Origin of the sequence: Saccharothrix variisporea (genome assembly GCF_003634995.1) — a bacterium.
GTDB classification, from domain to species: Bacteria; Actinomycetota; Actinomycetes; order Mycobacteriales; family Pseudonocardiaceae; genus Actinosynnema; species Actinosynnema variisporeum.
The window spans coordinates 9266043-9283905 of sequence record NZ_RBXR01000001.1 but is presented as its reverse complement, the minus strand read 5'-3'; the positions used below and the strand labels follow the sequence as shown (position 1 = coordinate 9283905).

Below are 17863 nucleotides of genomic sequence, written 5' to 3'. Positions count from 1 at the left end.
TCCACTGCAAATCAGCACTCGTTGCAGTTTTGCACTCAGTGCTGATACGGTCGCCGGCATGACGAACGTGCTGATCTCCGGCGCCGGCGTGGCCGGCTCGACCCTCGCCTACTGGCTCGCCCGCCACGGGTACGAACCCACGGTGGTGGAGCGCTCTCCGGGCCTGCGTTCCAGCGGGAACCCCGTCGACGTGCGCGGCCCGGCCCTGCCGGTGGTCGAGGCGATGGGCGTGCTGCCACGCCTGCGCGAAGTCGCCACCCGGACGACGACCATGCGGTTGCTCGACGCCGCCGGCCGCCGGGTGGCCTCCGTCGGGATGCCCGCGGCCGGGGGCGGCGAGGTGGAGGTGCCGCGCGCCGACCTCGCCGCCGTCCTGCACGAGGCGGCGCGGCACGACGCCGAGTTCCTCTTCGACGACACGATCACCGGGCTGCACCAGGACGACGGCGGCGTCGAGGTCGCGTTCGACCGCGCCGGACCGCGCCGCTTCGACCTGGTGATCGGCGCGGACGGGCTCCACTCCACCGTCCGCCGCCTCGCCTTCGGGCCCGAGCGCGACTTCGTCCGCCACGCCGGCCTCCACGTGGCCACGACACCGCTCGGCGAACGCGTCGACCACCCGCGGGAGGTGCTGATCCAGAACACCCCGGGCCGCTTGGTCTCCATCCACCCCGGCCGCGACGAGGCACTGCTCGCGTTCATCTTCCGCGGTACGGCCACCGGCGTCGACCACCGCGACACCGACGCCCACAAGCGGATCGTCACGCAGGCGTACTCGGACCTGGGGTGGCGTGTTCCGCAACTGCTCCAACGGTTCCAGGCCGCCGAGGACGTCTTCTTCGACGCGGTCAGCGTCGTCGACCTCCCGGCGTGGTCGACCGGCCGCATCGCACTGCTCGGCGACGCCGCCTCCTGCGTGTCGCTGCTGGGCGACGGCTCCAGCCTCGCCATCGCGGGCGCGCACACCCTGGCGACCGCGCTCGCCGACCACCCCTCGGACCACACCGCCGGGTTCGGCCGGTACGAGAGCGTCCACCGCGCCCGCGTCACGCCGAAACAACGCGGCCTCAAGCGATCCGCGGCCCTGCTGGTCCCCAAGACCCGACTCGGCCTGGCCACCCGCAACCTCGCGGCCCGCCTCCGACCCGGCACCCGGTGAACCACCACGAGTTCACCGCCGGCCGCTTACCGCCCGCACCACCGCCCGCCCGAGCCGGCCGCCTACCGCCCGCACCACCGCCCGGCCGAGCCGCCCGCTTACCGCCCGCCCGAGCCGGCCGCTTACCGCCCGCACCACTGGCCGCCCGCGCCGCCACCCGCCCGAGCCGGCCGAGCCAGCCGCCTACCGCCCACGCCGCCCGCCCACGAGCCGCCTCCTCGGCCTGGCCGCGAGCGGAACACCGGCGCACCGCGGCGGGTGCGCCGGTGTCACCGGTGGGACTCAGGACAGGATGAGGGTCAGGCCGTAGGCCGACAGGATCGGGTTGACCTCCTGGTAGTAGGTGGTGCCGCCGCTGGTGCAGTTGCCCGAGCCGCCGGAGGTGACGCCCTGGGCCTGGTTCGCGCTGATCCAGGAGCCGCCGGAGTCGCCGGGCTCGGCGCACACGTTGGTGCGGGTCAGGCCGTAGACCGTGCCCTGCGGGTAGTTGACGGTCTGGTTGCGGGCCAGGATGGTGCCGCAGCGCATGCCGGTCGTGGAGCCCGAACGGCAGATGCCGGAGCCGACGGCCGCCTGGGCGGAGCCGCGGACGTAGTACCAGTAGCCGTTGTAGCCCTCGACGTAGCCCCACAGCGTCACGCCGGCGTTGGTGCGCACCCACGAGTAGTCGTAGTAGGGGAACGTCGAGGCCGCGAAGGTGCCGGTGACGACGCCGTTGTGGTCGGAGACGGTGTCGCCGGCCCGGCCGCAGTGGCCGGCGCTGACGAAGCCGCCGTAGACGGAGAACCCGACCGAGCACCGGCCGCCGAAGTTGATGTAGTACGGCCAGCCGCCGACCACGTCGGCCAACGGGCGGGGCGAAGCGGTCTCCTCCACCACGCGCACGTGCTCCCGGCCCGCGCGGGCCTTGGCGACGAAGTCGCGGGCGGTGGCGTCGAGCTTGTTCTTGTTGACGGTGATCACGACGCTGTTGGTGCGCACGTCGACGTACCAGCCGTTGACGGCGTCCGGCGCGTGCCGTCCGGCGAGGGCGTCGATGCCGGTCTTGACCGAGTCCAGCTCGGCGGCGCTGTACCGCACGACCCGGGTCCGGACGTCCTTGGTCGACACCGTCGCGGCCTTGACGGGGTCGGTGGTGAGGGCGACGAGCGCGCCGTCACGCTCGTCGAAGAAGCTGCCGCCGTACGACGAGCCGAGCACGTCGCGGACGCGTGCCTCGGTGGCGCGGGCGGTTTCCTCGCGGGCCAGGCGGTCGGCCGCCTGCTCGGCGGTCAGGCCGAGGTCGCGGCGCAGCGCTTCGGACAGGCCGGCGCTGACCTTGGGCGCGGAGGACGCGGAGGTGGACAACGGGGACGGGGTCGAGGTGAGGACGGCGGCGTCGCCCTCGGCGGAGGCGGGCTGCAGGGAAGCCCCCACCACGGCGGCGGTCAGCGCGAGAACGCCGGCCAGCCGGTACGCGGATGTTTTCACGTGCGGCACCTTTCCAACGCAGCAGGATGGTCGGAATGGAACGCGACGACTCCACCGGCCGTGCGGTCGCACGGCGACACCGCTCTGGTGAGTGCTGCGGCAGCACACCAGACCGCGCGTCTTTTCAGGGGGTCGTCTTCCGGATGCGGATCCGGAGCACGGACGTTACCTCCGCGGCGCGTCGGCTTGCCATACGGCGATCGCGGGAATTGACGGCACACCCTCCGGCCAGGCCACACTGCCTGCGGATTCCCGCAGTCCACAAAAGGACATGTGCGTTTCTGTGCAATTCCACCGGAGCGGTTCGCAACTCCAACCGAGGCCGGAATATGCGACGGAACCTCGACGTTCGGGCTACCAGACCACGGGCAGTTCGTGCACGCCGAAAAGCGCGCTGTCGTGCTTGTAGGACAGTTCGTCGACCGGCACGGCGGGGCGCAGGTCGGGGAAGCGCCGGAACAGGCTCTCGAACACGACCTCCAGCTCGACCCGGGCCAGGTTCTGGCCGAGGCACTGGTGCAGGCCGTAGCCGAAGGCCAGGTGCCCGCGGTGCGGGCGGTGGAGGTCGAACGCGGCCGGGTCGGCGTAGACCTCCTCGTCCCGGTTGGCCGACCCGGTCAGGAAGTACAGGCCCTCCCCCGCCGCGATCCGCTGCCCGGCGATGTCGAGGTCCTCCTTGGCGATCCGCGGCGAGAGCAGGTCCCCGATGCCCAGGTAGCGCAGCAGTTCGTCCACCGCCGCCGGCCACAGGTTCCGGTCCGCCTTCAGCTCGGCCAGCGCGTGCGGGTTCTCGGTGAGCGCGAGCGTGCCGAGGGCGATCATGTTCACGGTCGCCTCGTGCGAGGCGTTGAGGACGCTCTGCGCCGCGCCGGCGAGGTCGTCGTCGGTCAGGCCGAGGTCGGCGGGGGCGTGGGCGAGCTTGGTGAGGACGTCGTCGCCGGGGTTGGCGCGCTTGTCCTGTAGCAGTCCGATCATGTACGTGCGCAGTTCGACGACCGCGTTCCGGAGGTCGTCCCGGCTGCTGCCCCGGTCGAGCATCACCGCCGCGCGCGACTGGAAGAACTCGTGGTCGGAGTGGGGCACGCCGAGGACGTGACAGACCACTGTGGACGGTACCGGCATCGCGAGCAGCCGCACGAGGTCCGCCGGCTGACCGCTGCCGGCCAGGTCGTCCAGCGCGCTGTCCACGACTCCTTGGATCCACGGGCGCAGGGCACGCGCCTTGCGCATTGTGAAGTCGGGGGCGAGGAGCTTGCGGTGGACGTCGTGCTCGGGCGGGTCCATCCGGACGAACGAGGACCGTCTACCCACCGGGTCCACACCGGAACCGCCCGGCATCGGTATGCCCGGGGTACTGCCGTCACAACTGATCCGCTCGTCCACCAGCCCCGCCTGCACGTCGGCGTGCCGGGCGACCAACCAGACGGTGCTCCCGTCCCGCAACAGCGCCCGCGACACCGGCTCCGCCGACCGCAGGGTCCCGTACTCGGCCGGCACGTCGAACGGACACCCGCCCCGCCGCATCGGAAACGCCCGCACAACCCCGACTCCGCTTCCGGTCGGGCCTTGGACCAACTCGGTCATCACTCGCTCCCTCACCACAGACCCCCACTCCGATCCCCCTTGCGCAACAGGGTCGGGCCGTGGGGGGAACGACCGGGTAACCGCGAGGGCATCCCCTCAGGGTCACTCGGCTTGGTAGACCTCGGGGCGGAGGACGGTGCGCTTGGGCACCTGGCGGCCGTTGTGCATCCGTTCCAGCACGTGGACGGCGTTCTCGGCGAGGTGGTGCGCGTCCTGGACCACCGTCGCCCGCAACGGACTCGTGCCGGCGCCGATCAGGGCCCGAGCCTCCCGGACCCCGTCGACACCGATCACCACCGTGGCGGCGGTGGACGGCGAAGTGGTGGCGCGCAGCGCCTCGACCGCGCCGAGGGCCATCTCGTCGTTGGTGCAGAAGACGGCGTCCAGGCGACCGTTCGTCCTGTCGAGCATCCGGACGTGCGACTGGACCGCTTCGTACGCCTTCGTGCGGTGGAAGGCGCAACTGTCGTTGATGGTGATCTCGACGTCGGGGATGCTGTCCCGCAGGACGTGCGCACACCGCATTTGCCGGTCCTGGTGCTCCTGGCCGGCCACGATCAACACGTGCGGCCTCCCCTGCGCGGCTCGCAGCCGAGCCGCGAGCCACTGGCCGGCCAGGGTGCCGATGTCGGCGCTGAGGTAGCCGACGAACGCGGCGTTCTCCGGGTAGCGGTCTTCGTCCTCGAACGGGTCCAGGTCGGTGAACACCACCGGGATCGCCAACTCGTCGCAGAACTCGACCAGGTCCTGCCGCATCCGCCGCACCTCCGCCGCGAGGACGACGCCGCCGATGAACTCGCGCTTGGCGGTCAGGACCCGGCGCAGGTGGTGCGCCTGCGCGGCGGCGTCGTAGTCCCGGTCGGGCACTTTGAGCACCAGGTCGATCCCGCTGCGGTCGAGCGCGCCGTGCAGCCGCTGGACGAACCCCGCCAGCCAGTACTTGTCGCTGAACGCGGACGTCACCAGGAACGCCCGCCGCGTGGTTGCGCGCCGCCCCCGCAGGGGCAGCACCAAGGCGGCGAGAGCACCGACGACGAGGACCGTCCACGCGGGCACCGACCGCAGCAACACCCCGCTGCGGATCAGCAACCCGGCTCCGACCACCACCCCGAGGCCCGCCGACAAGGCGAGCACCCACGCGCCCAGACGCACCGGTAAGCGCGCCTTCGGGTAGACGTGGTGCTGAACGGTGATGTCCCGCCCGGCCTGGAAGACCGCCCCCGAAGCCTCCACCCGCGCCCGCTGCACAACAGCACCCACCCGATCCGCACCACCGCGCGGATCCTCGTGGGCGCTACCTCTCCGGCCACCGCGCACGACGGAATGATCCCGCAGAAGTCCGTGCTGTGTGGTTCCGCTGACACTCGGCTGGACCCGTCGAGTGCATGCCGGCTGAAAGCGCCCGGGGTGGTGGGGTTGGGCAGTAGGTTGGCCCGCTGTGCGTTTTCGGGTGCTTGGGCCGTTGGCGGTCGGTGCTGGTGGGGGCGAGATCGGGCTTGCGTCGCCCAAGTTGCGGCTGTTGTTGGCGACCTTGCTCGGCAGTCCCAACGTCCCCGTCTCCACCGACCGGCTGATCGAGGCCTTGTGGGACGTGCCGCCCGCCTCCGCCGCCGACAACGTGCGGCTCTACGTGCACCAGTTGCGGCGGGCGCTCGGTGAGAAGGACCGGGTTGTCCGGCATCCCGGGGGTTACGCCGTGCGGGTGGAGGCCGGGGAGCTCGATGCCGCGCGGTTCGCCGAGTTGGTGGACAGCGGGGTGGCGGCGCTGGCGGGCGGGGACTCCGAGCGGGCGCGGCGGGTGCTTGACGAGGCGTTGGGGTTGTGGCGGGGGCCGGCGTACGGGGAGTTGGCCGATCTGCCGACGGTGCGGCCGGTGGCGATGTCGTTGGAGGAGGCGCGGCTGCGGGCCACCGAGTCGTGGGTGGACGCCGAGCTGGCCGCGGGGCGGTTCGCCGACGTTGTCGTCGAGTTGACCGAGCTGTCGGCTCGGCACCGGTTTCGGGAGCGGTTGCACGCGCAGTTGATGACGGCCCTGTACCGGTCGGGGCGGCGGGCCGACGCGTTGGAGGTCTACGAGCGGGTTCGTCGGGAGTTGGTGGCCGAGCTCGGGTTGGAGCCGGGCGCGGAACTGCGGGAGTTGCACGAAGCGGTGCTGCGGGGGCGGGACCTGGGGCGTGCGGCGCAGCGGCGGGAGCGGCCGGCCGCGGCCAACCCGTACCTGGGATTGATTCCCTACCAACCCGAGCACCGGGCGTTGTTCTTCGGGCGTGACGATCTCGTCGCGCGCGTGACGGCGATGGTCGAGCGGAAGCCCGTCGTGGCGGTGTTGGGCGCGTCGGGCAGCGGCAAGTCGTCGTTGCTGCGGGCCGGGTTGGTCGCTCGGCTCGCCGACGACCGGCGGGTGCGTGCGGTCGTCCTCACACCCACCGCGCACCCGGAGCGCGCGTTGGCCGAGGCCTGCCCGCTCGAGCTGGACGCGGAGGACGGCCGGCTGGTGCTGGTGCTCGACCAAGCCGAAGAACTGTTCACGCTCTGCGCCGACGCCGACGAACGCGCGCGCTTCCTCGACCACCTCGTCACCACGGCCGTGGCCGCACAGGGACGACTGGTGGTGGTGTTCGGGATGCGCGCGGACTTCCTCCCCCAACTGAGCCACCACCCGGCCGTGCTCGACGCGCTCGGCGACGACGGCACCGTGATCATGGGTCCGCCGTCCCCCGCCGAACTGCGCGAGATCATCACCCTCCCCGCCCAGCAGGCGGGCGCGACCGTCGACCCCGACCTCCTCGCCACCCTCCTCGCCGACCTCGGCTCCGAACCCGGTTCACTGCCGCTGCTCTCCCACGCGATGCGGCAGACCTGGCGCAACCGCACCGGCGACGGCCTGACCATCGAGGCCTACCGGGCGACCGGCGGCGTGCTCGGCGCGGTCGCGCACACGGCCGAACGGGTCTACGAGCAGTTCACCGCCGAGGAGAAGACGGTGCTGCGGCTGCTGCTCGTGCGGTTGACCGCGCTGGGCGACGGCACCGACGACACACGCCGCCCGATCGCGCGCTCGGAGTTCGACGGCGTGGCCGACCCCGGCGTGGTCGCCGAGGTGCTCGACCGGCTGGTCGAGGAGCGGCTGGTGGTGATCGACGGAACCACCATCGACCTCGCCCACGAGGCCGTCATCCGGGCGTGGCCCCGGCTGCGCCGCTGGCTGTCGGAGGACCGGGCCGACCTGCTCGTGCACCGCAGGCTCACGGCCGCCGCCCAGACCTGGCGCGACCTGGACGAGGACCCCGACGCCCTGTACCGGGGCGGTCAGCTGCTCACCGCGACCGCGTGGGCGCAGCGGCGCGGTGCCGAGTGCAACGAGACCGAGCGGGCGTTCCTCCACGCCGGCCAGGCCCGTGCCGACCAGGAGTTGCGCGGTGCGCGGCGGCGCACCCGAACCCTCCAGCGGCTGGTCGCCGCGTTGGCCGTGGTGCTCGTCGGCGCGCTGGTCGCCACCGCGGTCGCGGTCTGGCAGGGAAGCGAGGCCGGCCGGGGTCGTGCGGTCGAGTTGGCGCACCGGGTCGCGGGGTCGGCCACCGGGATGCTGGACACCGCGCCCGACCTGGCCGGTCTCCTCGCGGTCGAGGCGCACGCCCTGCACCCCGATCCGGACACCCGGGGCGCGTTGCTCAGCACGGCGGCGGCGGCCCGCAGGCGCATCGACCTGAACGCCGGCGGCAGCCCGGTGTCCGGTGTCGCCGTCGACCCCGCCGGGCGGACGGTCGCCACGGCCGACGCCGACGGCACGGTGTCCTTGTGGGACTTGGGGTCCCGGTCGGTCACGGCCCGGTTCACCGACCACAGCGCCGTGCTGCCGGACGCCGAGACGCGGCGCGTGGCGTTCACGGCGGGCGGCACCCGGCTGGCCTCGCTCGCCCGGCTGCCCGCGGTCGGCCCGGCGGCGGGATCGGTGGTGGTCTGGGACGTCGCCACCGGGAAAGCCGTGTTCCAGCGGCGGTTCGACGCGATCACGGCGGCGCTGGCCGTGGACCCGGGTGGTCGTCTCCTCGCCGTGGGCCGGGCGGACGGTGCCATCGAGGTGTGGGACACCCGTGACGGGACCAGCCGTGTCCTCGCCGGGGCGGGCAAACCGGCGGTGTCGCTGACGATCAACCCTTCGGCGACCCACCTGGTCGCGGCCCACCGCGGCGTGGCGCCGACCGTGTGGGACCTGGCGACGGGCGCGCGGGTGGCGGCGGTGGACACCGGTGAGGCGAACTTCGTCGCGTTCGACGCGCACGCCGACACCCTGGTGACCTCCTCGCCCACCCAGCGGGTCCGAGCGTGGCGGTGGACCGGTACCGCGGTCGAGCGGGTCGCGGAACTGCCCGCGCGGGCCCCGCTGGCGTGGGACGTCTCGCCGCCGGTGGGCGACCGGGTCGCGGTGGTCGACGAGAACGGCCTGGTCACCGTGTGGGACCTCCGGCGCGGCTCCGTCCTGGCGGCCTACCCCGACCGGGGCCGCGCGGAGGCGCGGGCGCTGGAGCTCGCCGAGGACGGCACGACCCTGGTGTCGGTCGGCGTGGGCCGCACGGTGGTGGTGCGCCGCGACGCCGTGCCGCGCTTCTCCGGTCACGGGGACGCCGTCAGCTCGCTGGCCGTGTCCCCGTCCGGCGCGGTGGTCGCGAGCGGCGGGTACGACCGGACCGTGCGGCTGTGGCGCGCGGACGGGACGCCGTTGGCCCTGCTGGACGCGGGTGTGGACCCGGCGGTGGACCGCGTCGAGGCCGTCGCCTTCAGCCCGGACGGCACCCTGGTGGCCGGCGTCGGCCGCAACCACGTGCTCGCGGTCTGGGACGTGGCCACCGGCAGGCGGGTCGCCGCGACCCGGTACGAGGGCATGGGCGCGTCGACCGATGTCGTGTTCGCGCGCGACGGCCGGTCGGTGGTGGTCGCCGGGTCGATCCGGTTCCGGTTCACCGTGCCGGACCTGGCGCCGCTGCGGGTGTCCCGGCCCAGCGCCACCACGATGCTCGCCGTCACCGCGGACGGCGTGCTCGCCTCCGCCGACCCCGCCGGCACCGCGCTGCTGTGGGACCTCGGAGCCGACGCCGAGGTCGGCCGCGTCCCGACCGGTCAGGGCTCGATCCGCGACCTGGTCGCCAACGCGGACGGCACCCGGCTCGCCACCGCCGGCGGCGACCGCACGGTCCGGGTGTGGGACGCCCGCACCGGCACCCCGCTGCTGAGCACGAGCTGCCCGGTCGCCGCGGCGAACGTGGTCGCGTTCGCCCGGGACGACAAGCGCCTCGCGGCGGTGTGCGACGACGGCACCGTCGAGGTGTGGGACGCGGCGACCGGCACCCGGCACGCCAAGCTGACCGGCCACACCGGCCCGGTCCGCGCGCTCGCCTTCCTGCCCGACGGGTCGCTGCTGTCGGGCGGCGACGACAGCCGGATCATCCGCTGGGCGCTGTCGGAACCGGAGGCCCGCGCGCGGATCTGCGCCGAGGTCGGGCGCGAGCTGACCGACGCCGAGCGGCGCGACCACGTGGCCGGCGCCGGTCCCGAACGCCGGTGCTCGTGACCGCTACCAGCGGATATACGCGCGTTGAACGGCGACCGGCCAACCTCCTCGCCGACCGGAACCGATCCCTGACGAGGGGGAAGAAGTGACACGAGCACTGCTGTTGATCGCCGCCGCCCTGATGGCCCTGCTGGGCACCACGACGGCGAGCGCCACCCCGACCGACCACGCCAGACCGGACGCCATCATCTTCTCCGCCGACGGCAAGACCGCCACTCCCGTCGACGCGGGGACCGTGCGCTCCGACTTCACCACCCAGGCCCTCTCCTGCTCCTCGGGCTACCTGTGCGTCTGGCCCGTCACGGACGGCAGCCGCAGCCGGTGCTCCTGGTTCAACCGCGACAACGACTGGTGGTACACGCCGGTCGTGTGCTCCTGGTCGTCGTCCACCACGGTGAAGGCCATCTACAACCACGGCACCAACTCGAGCTACGCCGGCGTGTGCCTCTACCAGGGCGCCAACTACACCGATCCCGTGTACTGGGTGGGCCAAGGCGTCGACTGGGTCCCGCCGGTCTACTACGTCGTGCGTTCCCACAGGTGGGTCCCGGGCTTCGACTGCTGATCGGATGACCGAGCGAGGGCCGCTGCCGTCCGGGAGTGGACCGGCAGCGGCCCTCGCCGGGCGTCGAGGTGGTCGGCGGACCGCGCATCGGCTTCGCCGAGGGGCCGGAGCCGATGTGCCCGACCCGAGCCGGGGGCCGGAGCCGATGTGCCCGACCCGAGCCGGGGGCCGGAGCCGATGCGCCTGGCCCGAGCCGGGGGCCGGAGCGATGCACTTGGCCCGAGCCGGTGATCGAAGCGCCCCGCCTCCTACGACCGGGTGATTGGCCGGCTCCGATCGGTGCCGATCAGCGGTCGTCGGGCCGGGTTGGGCGCGGTGTGCGCGCTACGGTGCGTTGTCGGTGCCGCACCGAGGGAGGGGCGTTGGCCGTGGACGCGGTGGGATTCGGTCGTCGGACGTTCCTGGCCGGCGCGGGTGCCGGCGTCGCGGGGTTGGCGCTGCCCGGCGTGGCGGCGGCGCGGAGCTCCGGCCCGAGGGTCGCGGTGTTCGGAGGAGGGGTCGCGGGGATGACCGCGGCGCACGAGCTGGCCGAGCGCGGGTTCGCGGTCACCCTGTACGAGCGGCGTGCGTTGGGCGGCAAGTGCCGCAGCATGCCCGTGCCGGGCACCGGACGGGACGGGCGGCGAGACCTGCCGGCGGAGCACGGTTTCCGGACGTTCTTCGGGTTCTACCGGGACCTCCCCGACACCCTGCGCCGGATCCCGTTCCCGGGCAACGCCGGCGGCGTGCACGACAACCTGGTGCCGGCGACCGAACTCCTGACGTCGTTCGCCGGCGGGCGGGAAGACCTGCGCGTCCCGATGGCGCTGCCGGACGGCCTGCTGCCGCAGTTGGCGCCGGACGTCCTGCTGCGCCAGGTGCGGGCCGCCGTCGAGAACGCGTTCCACCTGCCGCCGCACGAGGCCGCCGTCTTCGCGCAGCGGATGATGGTCTACCTCACCAGCTGCGAGCAACGCCGCCTCGGCCAGTGGGAGCACACGACGTGGCCGGACTTCCTGCAGGCGCGCGGGAAGTCGGAGGACTACCGGCGGATCTTCGTCGACGGCCCCACGCTCGTGCTGTCGTCGACCCGGACCGAGGACGCCAGCGCGCACGTCGCCGGCCTGGTGTTCGAACGCGTGCTGTTCACCCTGCTCGGCCGGGGCGCGGACGGGCCGCTGGACCGGGTGCTGGACCTGCCGACCAACGAGGCGTGGATCGACCCGTGGGAGGCGCACCTGCGCGACCTCGGCGTCGAGTTCCGCCTGGGGTGGTCGGTCGAGGACCTCGTCGTGGACCGCGGCCGGATCGCCTCGGCGCGCGTCCGCGACCCGGACGGCGGGGTCGGCAGCGTCGAGGCGGACTACTACGTCTGCGCGCTACCCGTCGACCACGCCCGGCGGGTGTGGAACGAGGACCTGCTGGCGGCCGATCCCCAACTGCGCGAGGCCGCGAAGCTGGAAACGCAGTGGATGGCCGGGCTGATGCTCTACTTCGACCGACCGACGCCGCTCGTGCACGGTCACGCCTATTACGTGAACAGCCCGTGGTCGCTGACGTCGATCAGCCAGGCCGGGTTCTGGCCGGACCGCGACTTCCCCGCCGACTACGGCGACGGGACCGCCGCCGACTGCGTGTCCGTCATCATCTCCGACTGGGACGCGCCCGGAGTCCTGTTCGGCCGCCCGGCGAAGCAGTTGACGCCGGAGCAGATCCTCCAGGAGGTGTTGGCCCAGCTGCGGCAGCACCTCAACGACTCCGGCCGCGCGGTGCTGAACGAGTCGTCCCTGGTGACGTGGTTCCTGGACCCGGGCCTGACCGGCCTGGGCGGCCCGAACCCGACCAACGCCGACGAGCTGGTCGTGCAACCGGTCGGCACGTGGTACCGCCGCCCCACCGCCCGGACCGCCGTGCCCAACCTGTTCCTGGCCGGCGACTACGTGCGCGCCCCGCTCAACGCGGCCTGCATGGAGTCGGCGAACAGCTCGGCCCGCCTGGCGGTGAACGCCCTGCTGGACCGGGCCGGCTCCCCCGCTCCCCGCGCGGTGGTGCACGAGCTGCACCGGGTGCCGGAGTTCGAACTGCTGAAGACGGAGGACCTGCTGAACTACCGGCTGGGCCTGCCCAACACCTTCGACGTCCTGCCGCCGCTGTGAGGCGGTGACCTGGAGGGGGTTGGGACGGGCCGACTGTGGCGGGGCTGGGCAGCGGGACTGGGCAGCGGGACTGGGCGGCGGCGGCGAGGGGCGGCGGCGAGGGGCGGCCTGCAGGGCAGCGGGGCGCGGCCGGGGAAGAGTAGGGAGGCGGGTCGGGTGGTGTGGCTTTCGGCCCGTTTCCCCGCCCGCCTCCCCCGCCAAGCCGCCCCTGCACAAGCCCAACTGCAGCCCGCCTTCGGCGAGGGCCGCCTCCGGCAGGCCCAACTGCAACCCGCCTGCGGCGGGAGGCCGCCCCCGGCGCGCCCCACTGCAACCCGCCTGCGGCGGGGCGGCCGCCGCGCCGGCCCGGGTCAGGCGAGCCGGTCGAGGGCGGCCAGGATGTCGGTTGGCTCTGCTCGGCGGGTGTAGTCGGTGTCGGCGAAGGACCAGTGGATCGTGTGGTCGCCGGTGATCACGTACGTGGCCGGGATGGGCAGGGTCCGCGCGTGGCCGCCGTTGGCGCGGTGCAGGTCGATGCCCAAGTTCTCGTAGACCGCCGCCAGGTCGTCCGGCAGGTCGAAGGTCAGGCCGAAGGCCTTGGCGGTGGCCAGGCCCACGTCGCTGAGGACCGCGAAGGGCAGCTCGTTCTTCTCCGCGAACGTCAGCGACTCGTCCGGCACCTGCGGGGACACCGCCGCCAACCGCGCGCCTCGGGTGGTGATGGCGTCGTGGTGGTGTGCCAGTGAGCGCAGGGCGATGTTGCAGTACGGGCACCACGAGCCGCGGTAGAAGGTCAGCACCAGTGGGCCGTCCGCCAGCAGGTCCTCCGACGAGACGAGGTCGCCGGTGGCGGAGGGCAGGACGAAGGACGGTGCCGTCGCGCCCTCGGCGAGAGGCCTCAGGTCGGCCTCCTCCAGCTCGCGGGCGGCTCGCTGCATGACGGCGCGGACGTCCGCGGGGATCTGCTGCTGACGGCTGTCGTAGAACGCGCGCAGTTCGGCGTTGACGCTCATGGATGACCCTCTCCAAGATCTTGGAACGTTCGGTTCAAGATAACCGCTGGAGCGTGCTCCAGGTCAACCCCGCCGGCGGGGTATCTTGGAACTCCCAGTTCAAGATGGCGAGGGACCGCGCATGCCGGACGTCAAGCACTTCGACCCGGACGCCGTGCTGGACACCGTCGTCCGGCTGTTCTGGCAGCGGGGCGTGGCCACGACCGGGATCCAGGACATCGTGGACGCCACCGGGCTCAACCGGTCCAGCCTCTACTCGACGTTCGGCGGCAAGCAGGACCTCTACCGCGCCGCCCTCGACCGGTACGCCCGCGAGCGCACCCAGCTCGCCCCCCTCGAACAGGACGACCGCGGCCTCCCGGCGGTCACCGACTTCTTCCACCGCCTGGTCGACGTCCGCTCCTCCGGCGAGCACGCGGGCTGGGGCTGCCTGATCTCCAACGCCCACGCGGGCGCGGAGAACGAGGACCCGGAGGTGCGCGCGGTCCTCGACCGGCAGCACCGGCGCCTGCACAACGCCCTGCGCCAAGCACTCCACACGGCACGGCGACTCGGCCAGATCGACACCGACCCCGAGGCCGCCGCCTCCGTCCTCGCCCTCCTGGCCCACGCCGTGAACCTGCGCTCCCGCGCCGGCGCGGACGCCGAACACCTGCGCGCCACCGTGGACGCGGCCATCGCCATGATCGCCCGACGCTGATCCCCGCGGTGATTACAGGCCCCTTACGGCCGCCGCCGCGCCCTCTCCTCCGCCGCCCGCGCACCGCCAGACTCTGTTACGACCAGGTGACGGGAGGTAGTCGGGTGAACACGAAGTGGCGCACGGCGGCGACCGCGGGCGCGCTGGTCGTGCTGACCGCGGGCACGGCCGCGGCGGACGACGCGAGCGGGTGGGAGCGGGTCGCCGCGCCCGAGTCGGGGATCGAGTACGTGCTCGACGACGTGACGGCCACGGCGTCGGGCACCGCGTACGCCGTGGGGTTCGGCGAGGTCGGCGGCGGGGTGGTCGTGGCGCGGTGGACCGGCAGCGCGTGGGCCTGGGAGAGCGGCCTGCCCGCGACCTCGTTCTCCGCGCTGCGCGGTGTGCACGCCCGCGGCGACCGGGTGTTCGCGGCGGGGCACGACTACGTCAACGGCGTGTCCAAGCCGCTGCTCATGGTGCGTGCAGGCGGGTGGACCAAGGCGATCGGGGCCGTGCCGTCCGGTGACGACGGCCAGTTGAGCGATGTGGTCGCGGTGTCCGACACGACGGCGTGGGCCGTTGGCCGCGAGGGCTCGGGGCTGGAGGCACGTCCGGTGGCGCACCGGTGGAACGGCTCGGCGTTGCAGCGCTTCGCCCTGCCGGCCGCCGGCACCTACGCGCGGGCCGAGGCGGTGGCGGGCTCGGCGGAGATCTGGGCGGTGGGCACGGACGGCGGGCTCGCCGGGGCGCCGTCGCGCGGACTGTCCTGGCGCTGGAACGGTGCTGGCTGGAACGGCGTCCCCGTCCCGACCTTCGGCGCGAACCAGGTCGAGCTGACCGACGTCGTGGTCACCGACCGGCAGGTGTGGGCGGTCGGCCGGGCGGACGCGCAACCGCTGGTGCTGCGCTGGAACGGCCTCGCCTGGGAGCGGGTGGCCCTGCCGGTGACGGCCGCGCCCACGCGCGTCAACGCCGCCGCCGACGACGGCCGAGGTGGTTTGTGGCTGGCCGGCGAGGTCCGCGCCGGGCAGGACGCGACCCCGCTGCTGGCCCGGTACGACGGCTCGTGGCGGACCGCGACCGTCTCCGCGGAACTGGCGAACACGGCGTTGCGCGGCATCGCGCAGGTGCCGGGCACGACCACGGCGTGGGCGGTCGGCCGGCACTTCCGGTCCGGCACTTACTGCTCCGGCTGCCGCGCCTCGATCGCGACCAACGGCTGACGAGGCGGCGGGCTCCCCTCCCGGGTGGAGGGGAGCCCGCCGCCGTACCCGTCAGGCGGTGAACTTGACGCAGGAGCCGCCGATCCAGCCCTTGCGACCCTTGAAGAAGCCGCTGTCGATGGTGACGTACTGGGCCACGCCGTCACTGCTGGCGAAGTGGACCTGCACCGCGGTGTCCCGGTTCGGCGAGACGTCGTAGTCCTTCAACGTCCCGTTGCTGTAGGTCTTGTACAGGTCGCCGAAGGAGCAGCCGACCACGCCCGGCGTGGTCGGACCCGACGCGCGGACGAACCGCACCGCCGCGCTCTCGGCCATCGCCTTGCCCGAGGAGACGCCGTAGTCACCGTCGAACTGGTAGTGCACGCCCAGGTAGACGCGGCTGCGCGCGTTCTCGGTGGCGGCGGCGCTGAAGCTGGTGAACGTGCGCTGCACGCCCTGCGCGTACGGGTCGTCGGTGCCGCCGGTGAAGGTGATGTTGTCGGTGCCGAAGAACGACTTCATCGCGCCCGCCCACGCGCCGCCGAAGGTGGCGTGCCCGGAGGTGTAGGCCGGGAACGGCGGCGAGAAGGGCGTGCCGTCGCGGAGCTTGGACAGCGGACGCCAGGTCGGGTCCGCGTCGGTGGCGGCGTTGCCGTCGGTGTCGGCGAGCTGGACGCCCGACTCGGGCCGCCACAGGTCGATGTCGGTCTGGTACTTGCGGTCCCAAGCCACGATCCCGGCGTCACCCATGGCGAGCGCGACCAGCGCGAACAGGCGGGCCTTCTCGGCCGTGCCGAGGCCGCGCAGGCCGGCCACGACCTGGGTGTGCTTGAACAGCTGGCCCGGCGGCTTGTAGGTGCCGTCCAGGTCGTTGGCCCAGAAGTGCGCGATCTGGGTCTGCTCGGCGGTGCGGGTGGTCGAGTTCGCGCTGCCCAGGCTCTTGACCTCGTTGAGCTGCGCCGCGTACTCCGGGCTGGCCAGCAGCGCGGTCATGGACGAGTACCCGGCGGGGTGCTGCGGCCGGAACTGCGCGCCCGAGGTCATCGTGAACGGCTTGACCTTGCCCCAGTTCGGGGTCGCGGCGGTGCCGGACCCGGTGGGCCGCCAGTGGCCCGGCCCGTTGGTCACCTGGTACGGGGTGGTGTCGCCGGAACCGTCGTTGGCGCGGTTGGCCACGATCGCCGCCGCGGCGGCCTTGCCCAGGGCGGTGCCGTTGCCGGTGTCCGAACCCGCGTCCGCCAGGGCCGTGGCCAGTTCGTCGGAGAAGTCCTGGCCGGGGAACGCCGCCACCAGCGCGTCGTGCGCGGCGTACGCGACGGCGTGGCGCACCGACGCGGTCGGCGCCTCGGCCTTGTACACGTAGGGCTGGCCCACGGTGGTGATGGAGTTCACCGCGTCGTAGATCGCGGCGTGCACCATCGCGCCGCCTCTGGCCAGCGGACCGGGCGCTCCACCCACCGATTTGTAGGTCTCCAGCAGGACGTCGTTCCAGTACAGCACCGGGTCGCTCGCCGGCGCCGCCGAAGCGGGCTGGACCAGCCCGCCGAGAGTGCCCCCCACCGTCAACGTCGTCACGGCCAGCAGGCCCAGACGTCGTCGTGCCGTCATCCGGCTCATCTCGCTCCTCGTGTCGCCATCCCCCTACCCCCGGCCCACGTCCCGCGTCCGCCGGAGGAGAGCGGCGGTGCCCGCCGCGCGACGATCATCGGATCGGCGAACGGGCACCGGGAGGGGAGAAGCGGACACGACCGGAAGCGGACAGATGCTGAGAACCGGTCGGCGGCACGAGAAAAGGGGTGCCCCGTCGCGGGACACCCCGTTCGCCTGCGTGTGTGGACTCAGACCCAGCCGAGCCGGGTCGCGGCGACCCCCAGGGAGAGCCGGTTCGTGGCGCCCACCCGCGCCGCGAGCTTCTCCAGGTGCCGCCGCACCGATCGCGTGCTCAGCCCGAGCATCCGGGCGATGGTGTCGTCCTTGAAGCCCCCGGCGGCCAGCCGCACGATCCGTTGCTGCACGGCGGAAAGCCCGTCGACCGGGGCGTGGTCGCCGTCCCCCAGCGGCACCGCGTCCGTCCACAGCGCGTCGAAGTACGCGGCCACCAGCGCCACCACTTCGGGTGCCCGCACCACCACCGCGCCGGCGGCACCCGCGCGCAGCACCGCCACGTCGTCCACCACCAGCACTCCTCTCGCCGGCCGTCCGCGCAGGACGCGCACCTCCCCCATGGACTGCCGCACCACGTTGTCGTCCAGGGACTTCGCGGTGTAGAGCGTGCGACGGCGCACGCCGATGAGCGCCCCGTCCTCGTGGTCGTGCCGCGGCCGGTCGTCCACGGACAACAACCGTGACTCCGTGTAAGCGTTGCGCAGCAGTTCGCGTTCGAGCCGGTCGACCTCAGCGCGGTCGACCACCCCGCGCGCGGGCAGGTGGGACGGTCTCGTGCACAGGCATCTCAAGGACGACGGCAGCAGTTCTCGCGACAATTCGCACCCCCAGGATCACATC

12 protein-coding genes are annotated in these 17863 nt (G+C 73.2%); 6 read left to right on the top strand and 6 right to left on the bottom strand.

The window, feature by feature from the left end; translation table 11 throughout:
- Positions 1–58: 58 nt before the first annotated feature.
- Positions 59–1159 carry an FAD-dependent monooxygenase gene (locus tag DFJ66_RS41510; RefSeq protein WP_121230246.1) on the top strand — a complete coding sequence of 367 codons (1101 nt, stop codon included), beginning with the start codon at positions 59–61 and terminating at the stop codon, positions 1157–1159.
- A gap of 282 nt (positions 1160–1441) precedes the next feature.
- Here the strand turns inward: DFJ66_RS41510 and DFJ66_RS41505 are convergent, their stop codons facing one another.
- From DFJ66_RS41505 to DFJ66_RS41495, 3 genes are all read right to left on the bottom strand, one after another.
- Complete coding sequence (locus DFJ66_RS41505) at positions 1442–2629, bottom strand: S1 family peptidase (protein ID WP_121230244.1); 1188 nt, start codon at positions 2627–2629, stop codon at positions 1442–1444.
- A gap of 354 nt (positions 2630–2983) precedes the next feature.
- Positions 2984–4213: a cytochrome P450 gene (locus DFJ66_RS41500; protein ID WP_121230242.1), complete on the bottom strand. Its 1230-nt coding sequence runs from the start codon at positions 4211–4213 to the stop codon at positions 2984–2986.
- Between the two features lie 102 nt (positions 4214–4315).
- Positions 4316–5473: a sugar ABC transporter substrate-binding protein gene (locus DFJ66_RS41495; RefSeq protein ID WP_246030137.1), complete on the bottom strand. Its 1158-nt coding sequence runs from the start codon at positions 5471–5473 to the stop codon at positions 4316–4318.
- A 178-nt stretch (positions 5474–5651) separates the two neighbouring features.
- Between DFJ66_RS41495 and DFJ66_RS41490 the strand changes: the two genes are divergently transcribed.
- The 3 genes from DFJ66_RS41490 to DFJ66_RS41480 all read left to right on the top strand — a co-directional run bounded on the left by DFJ66_RS41490 (position 5652) and on the right by DFJ66_RS41480 (position 12482).
- Positions 5652–9782, top strand: a complete 4131-nt coding sequence (locus DFJ66_RS41490; RefSeq protein WP_121230240.1) for an nSTAND1 domain-containing NTPase — start codon at positions 5652–5654, stop codon at positions 9780–9782.
- An 85-nt stretch (positions 9783–9867) separates the two neighbouring features.
- Complete coding sequence (locus tag DFJ66_RS41485; protein ID WP_121230238.1) at positions 9868–10347, top strand: peptidase inhibitor family I36 protein; 480 nt, start codon at positions 9868–9870, stop codon at positions 10345–10347.
- Between the two features lie 368 nt (positions 10348–10715).
- Positions 10716–12482, top strand: coding sequence for a hydroxysqualene dehydroxylase (locus DFJ66_RS41480; protein WP_211351496.1), 1767 nt, complete (start codon positions 10716–10718; stop codon positions 12480–12482).
- A 350-nt stretch (positions 12483–12832) separates the two neighbouring features.
- Here the strand turns inward: DFJ66_RS41480 and DFJ66_RS41475 are convergent, their stop codons facing one another.
- The gene (locus DFJ66_RS41475) at positions 12833–13474 is read right to left on the bottom strand and encodes a peroxiredoxin-like family protein (protein ID WP_121230236.1); all 642 of its coding nucleotides are present in this window, start codon (positions 13472–13474) and stop codon (positions 12833–12835) included.
- A gap of 121 nt (positions 13475–13595) precedes the next feature.
- On the opposite strand from DFJ66_RS41475, the gene DFJ66_RS41470 reads away from it, so the two are divergent.
- Positions 13596–14174, top strand: coding sequence for a TetR/AcrR family transcriptional regulator (locus DFJ66_RS41470; protein WP_121230234.1), 579 nt, complete (start codon positions 13596–13598; stop codon positions 14172–14174).
- A 104-nt stretch (positions 14175–14278) separates the two neighbouring features.
- The gene (locus DFJ66_RS41465) at positions 14279–15379 is read left to right on the top strand and encodes a hypothetical protein (RefSeq protein WP_121230231.1); all 1101 of its coding nucleotides are present in this window, start codon (positions 14279–14281) and stop codon (positions 15377–15379) included.
- Positions 15380–15430: 51 nt separating this feature from the next.
- Here the strand turns inward: DFJ66_RS41465 and DFJ66_RS41460 are convergent, their stop codons facing one another.
- Both DFJ66_RS41460 and DFJ66_RS41455 read right to left on the bottom strand, forming a co-directional pair.
- Positions 15431–16966, bottom strand: coding sequence for a vanadium-dependent haloperoxidase (locus DFJ66_RS41460; protein ID WP_121232494.1), 1536 nt, complete (start codon positions 16964–16966; stop codon positions 15431–15433).
- A 230-nt stretch (positions 16967–17196) separates the two neighbouring features.
- On the bottom strand, positions 17197–17841 hold the full coding sequence (locus tag DFJ66_RS41455; protein WP_147459541.1) for a helix-turn-helix transcriptional regulator: 645 nt from the start codon (positions 17839–17841) through the stop codon (positions 17197–17199).
- Positions 17842–17863: the final 22 nt, after the last annotated feature.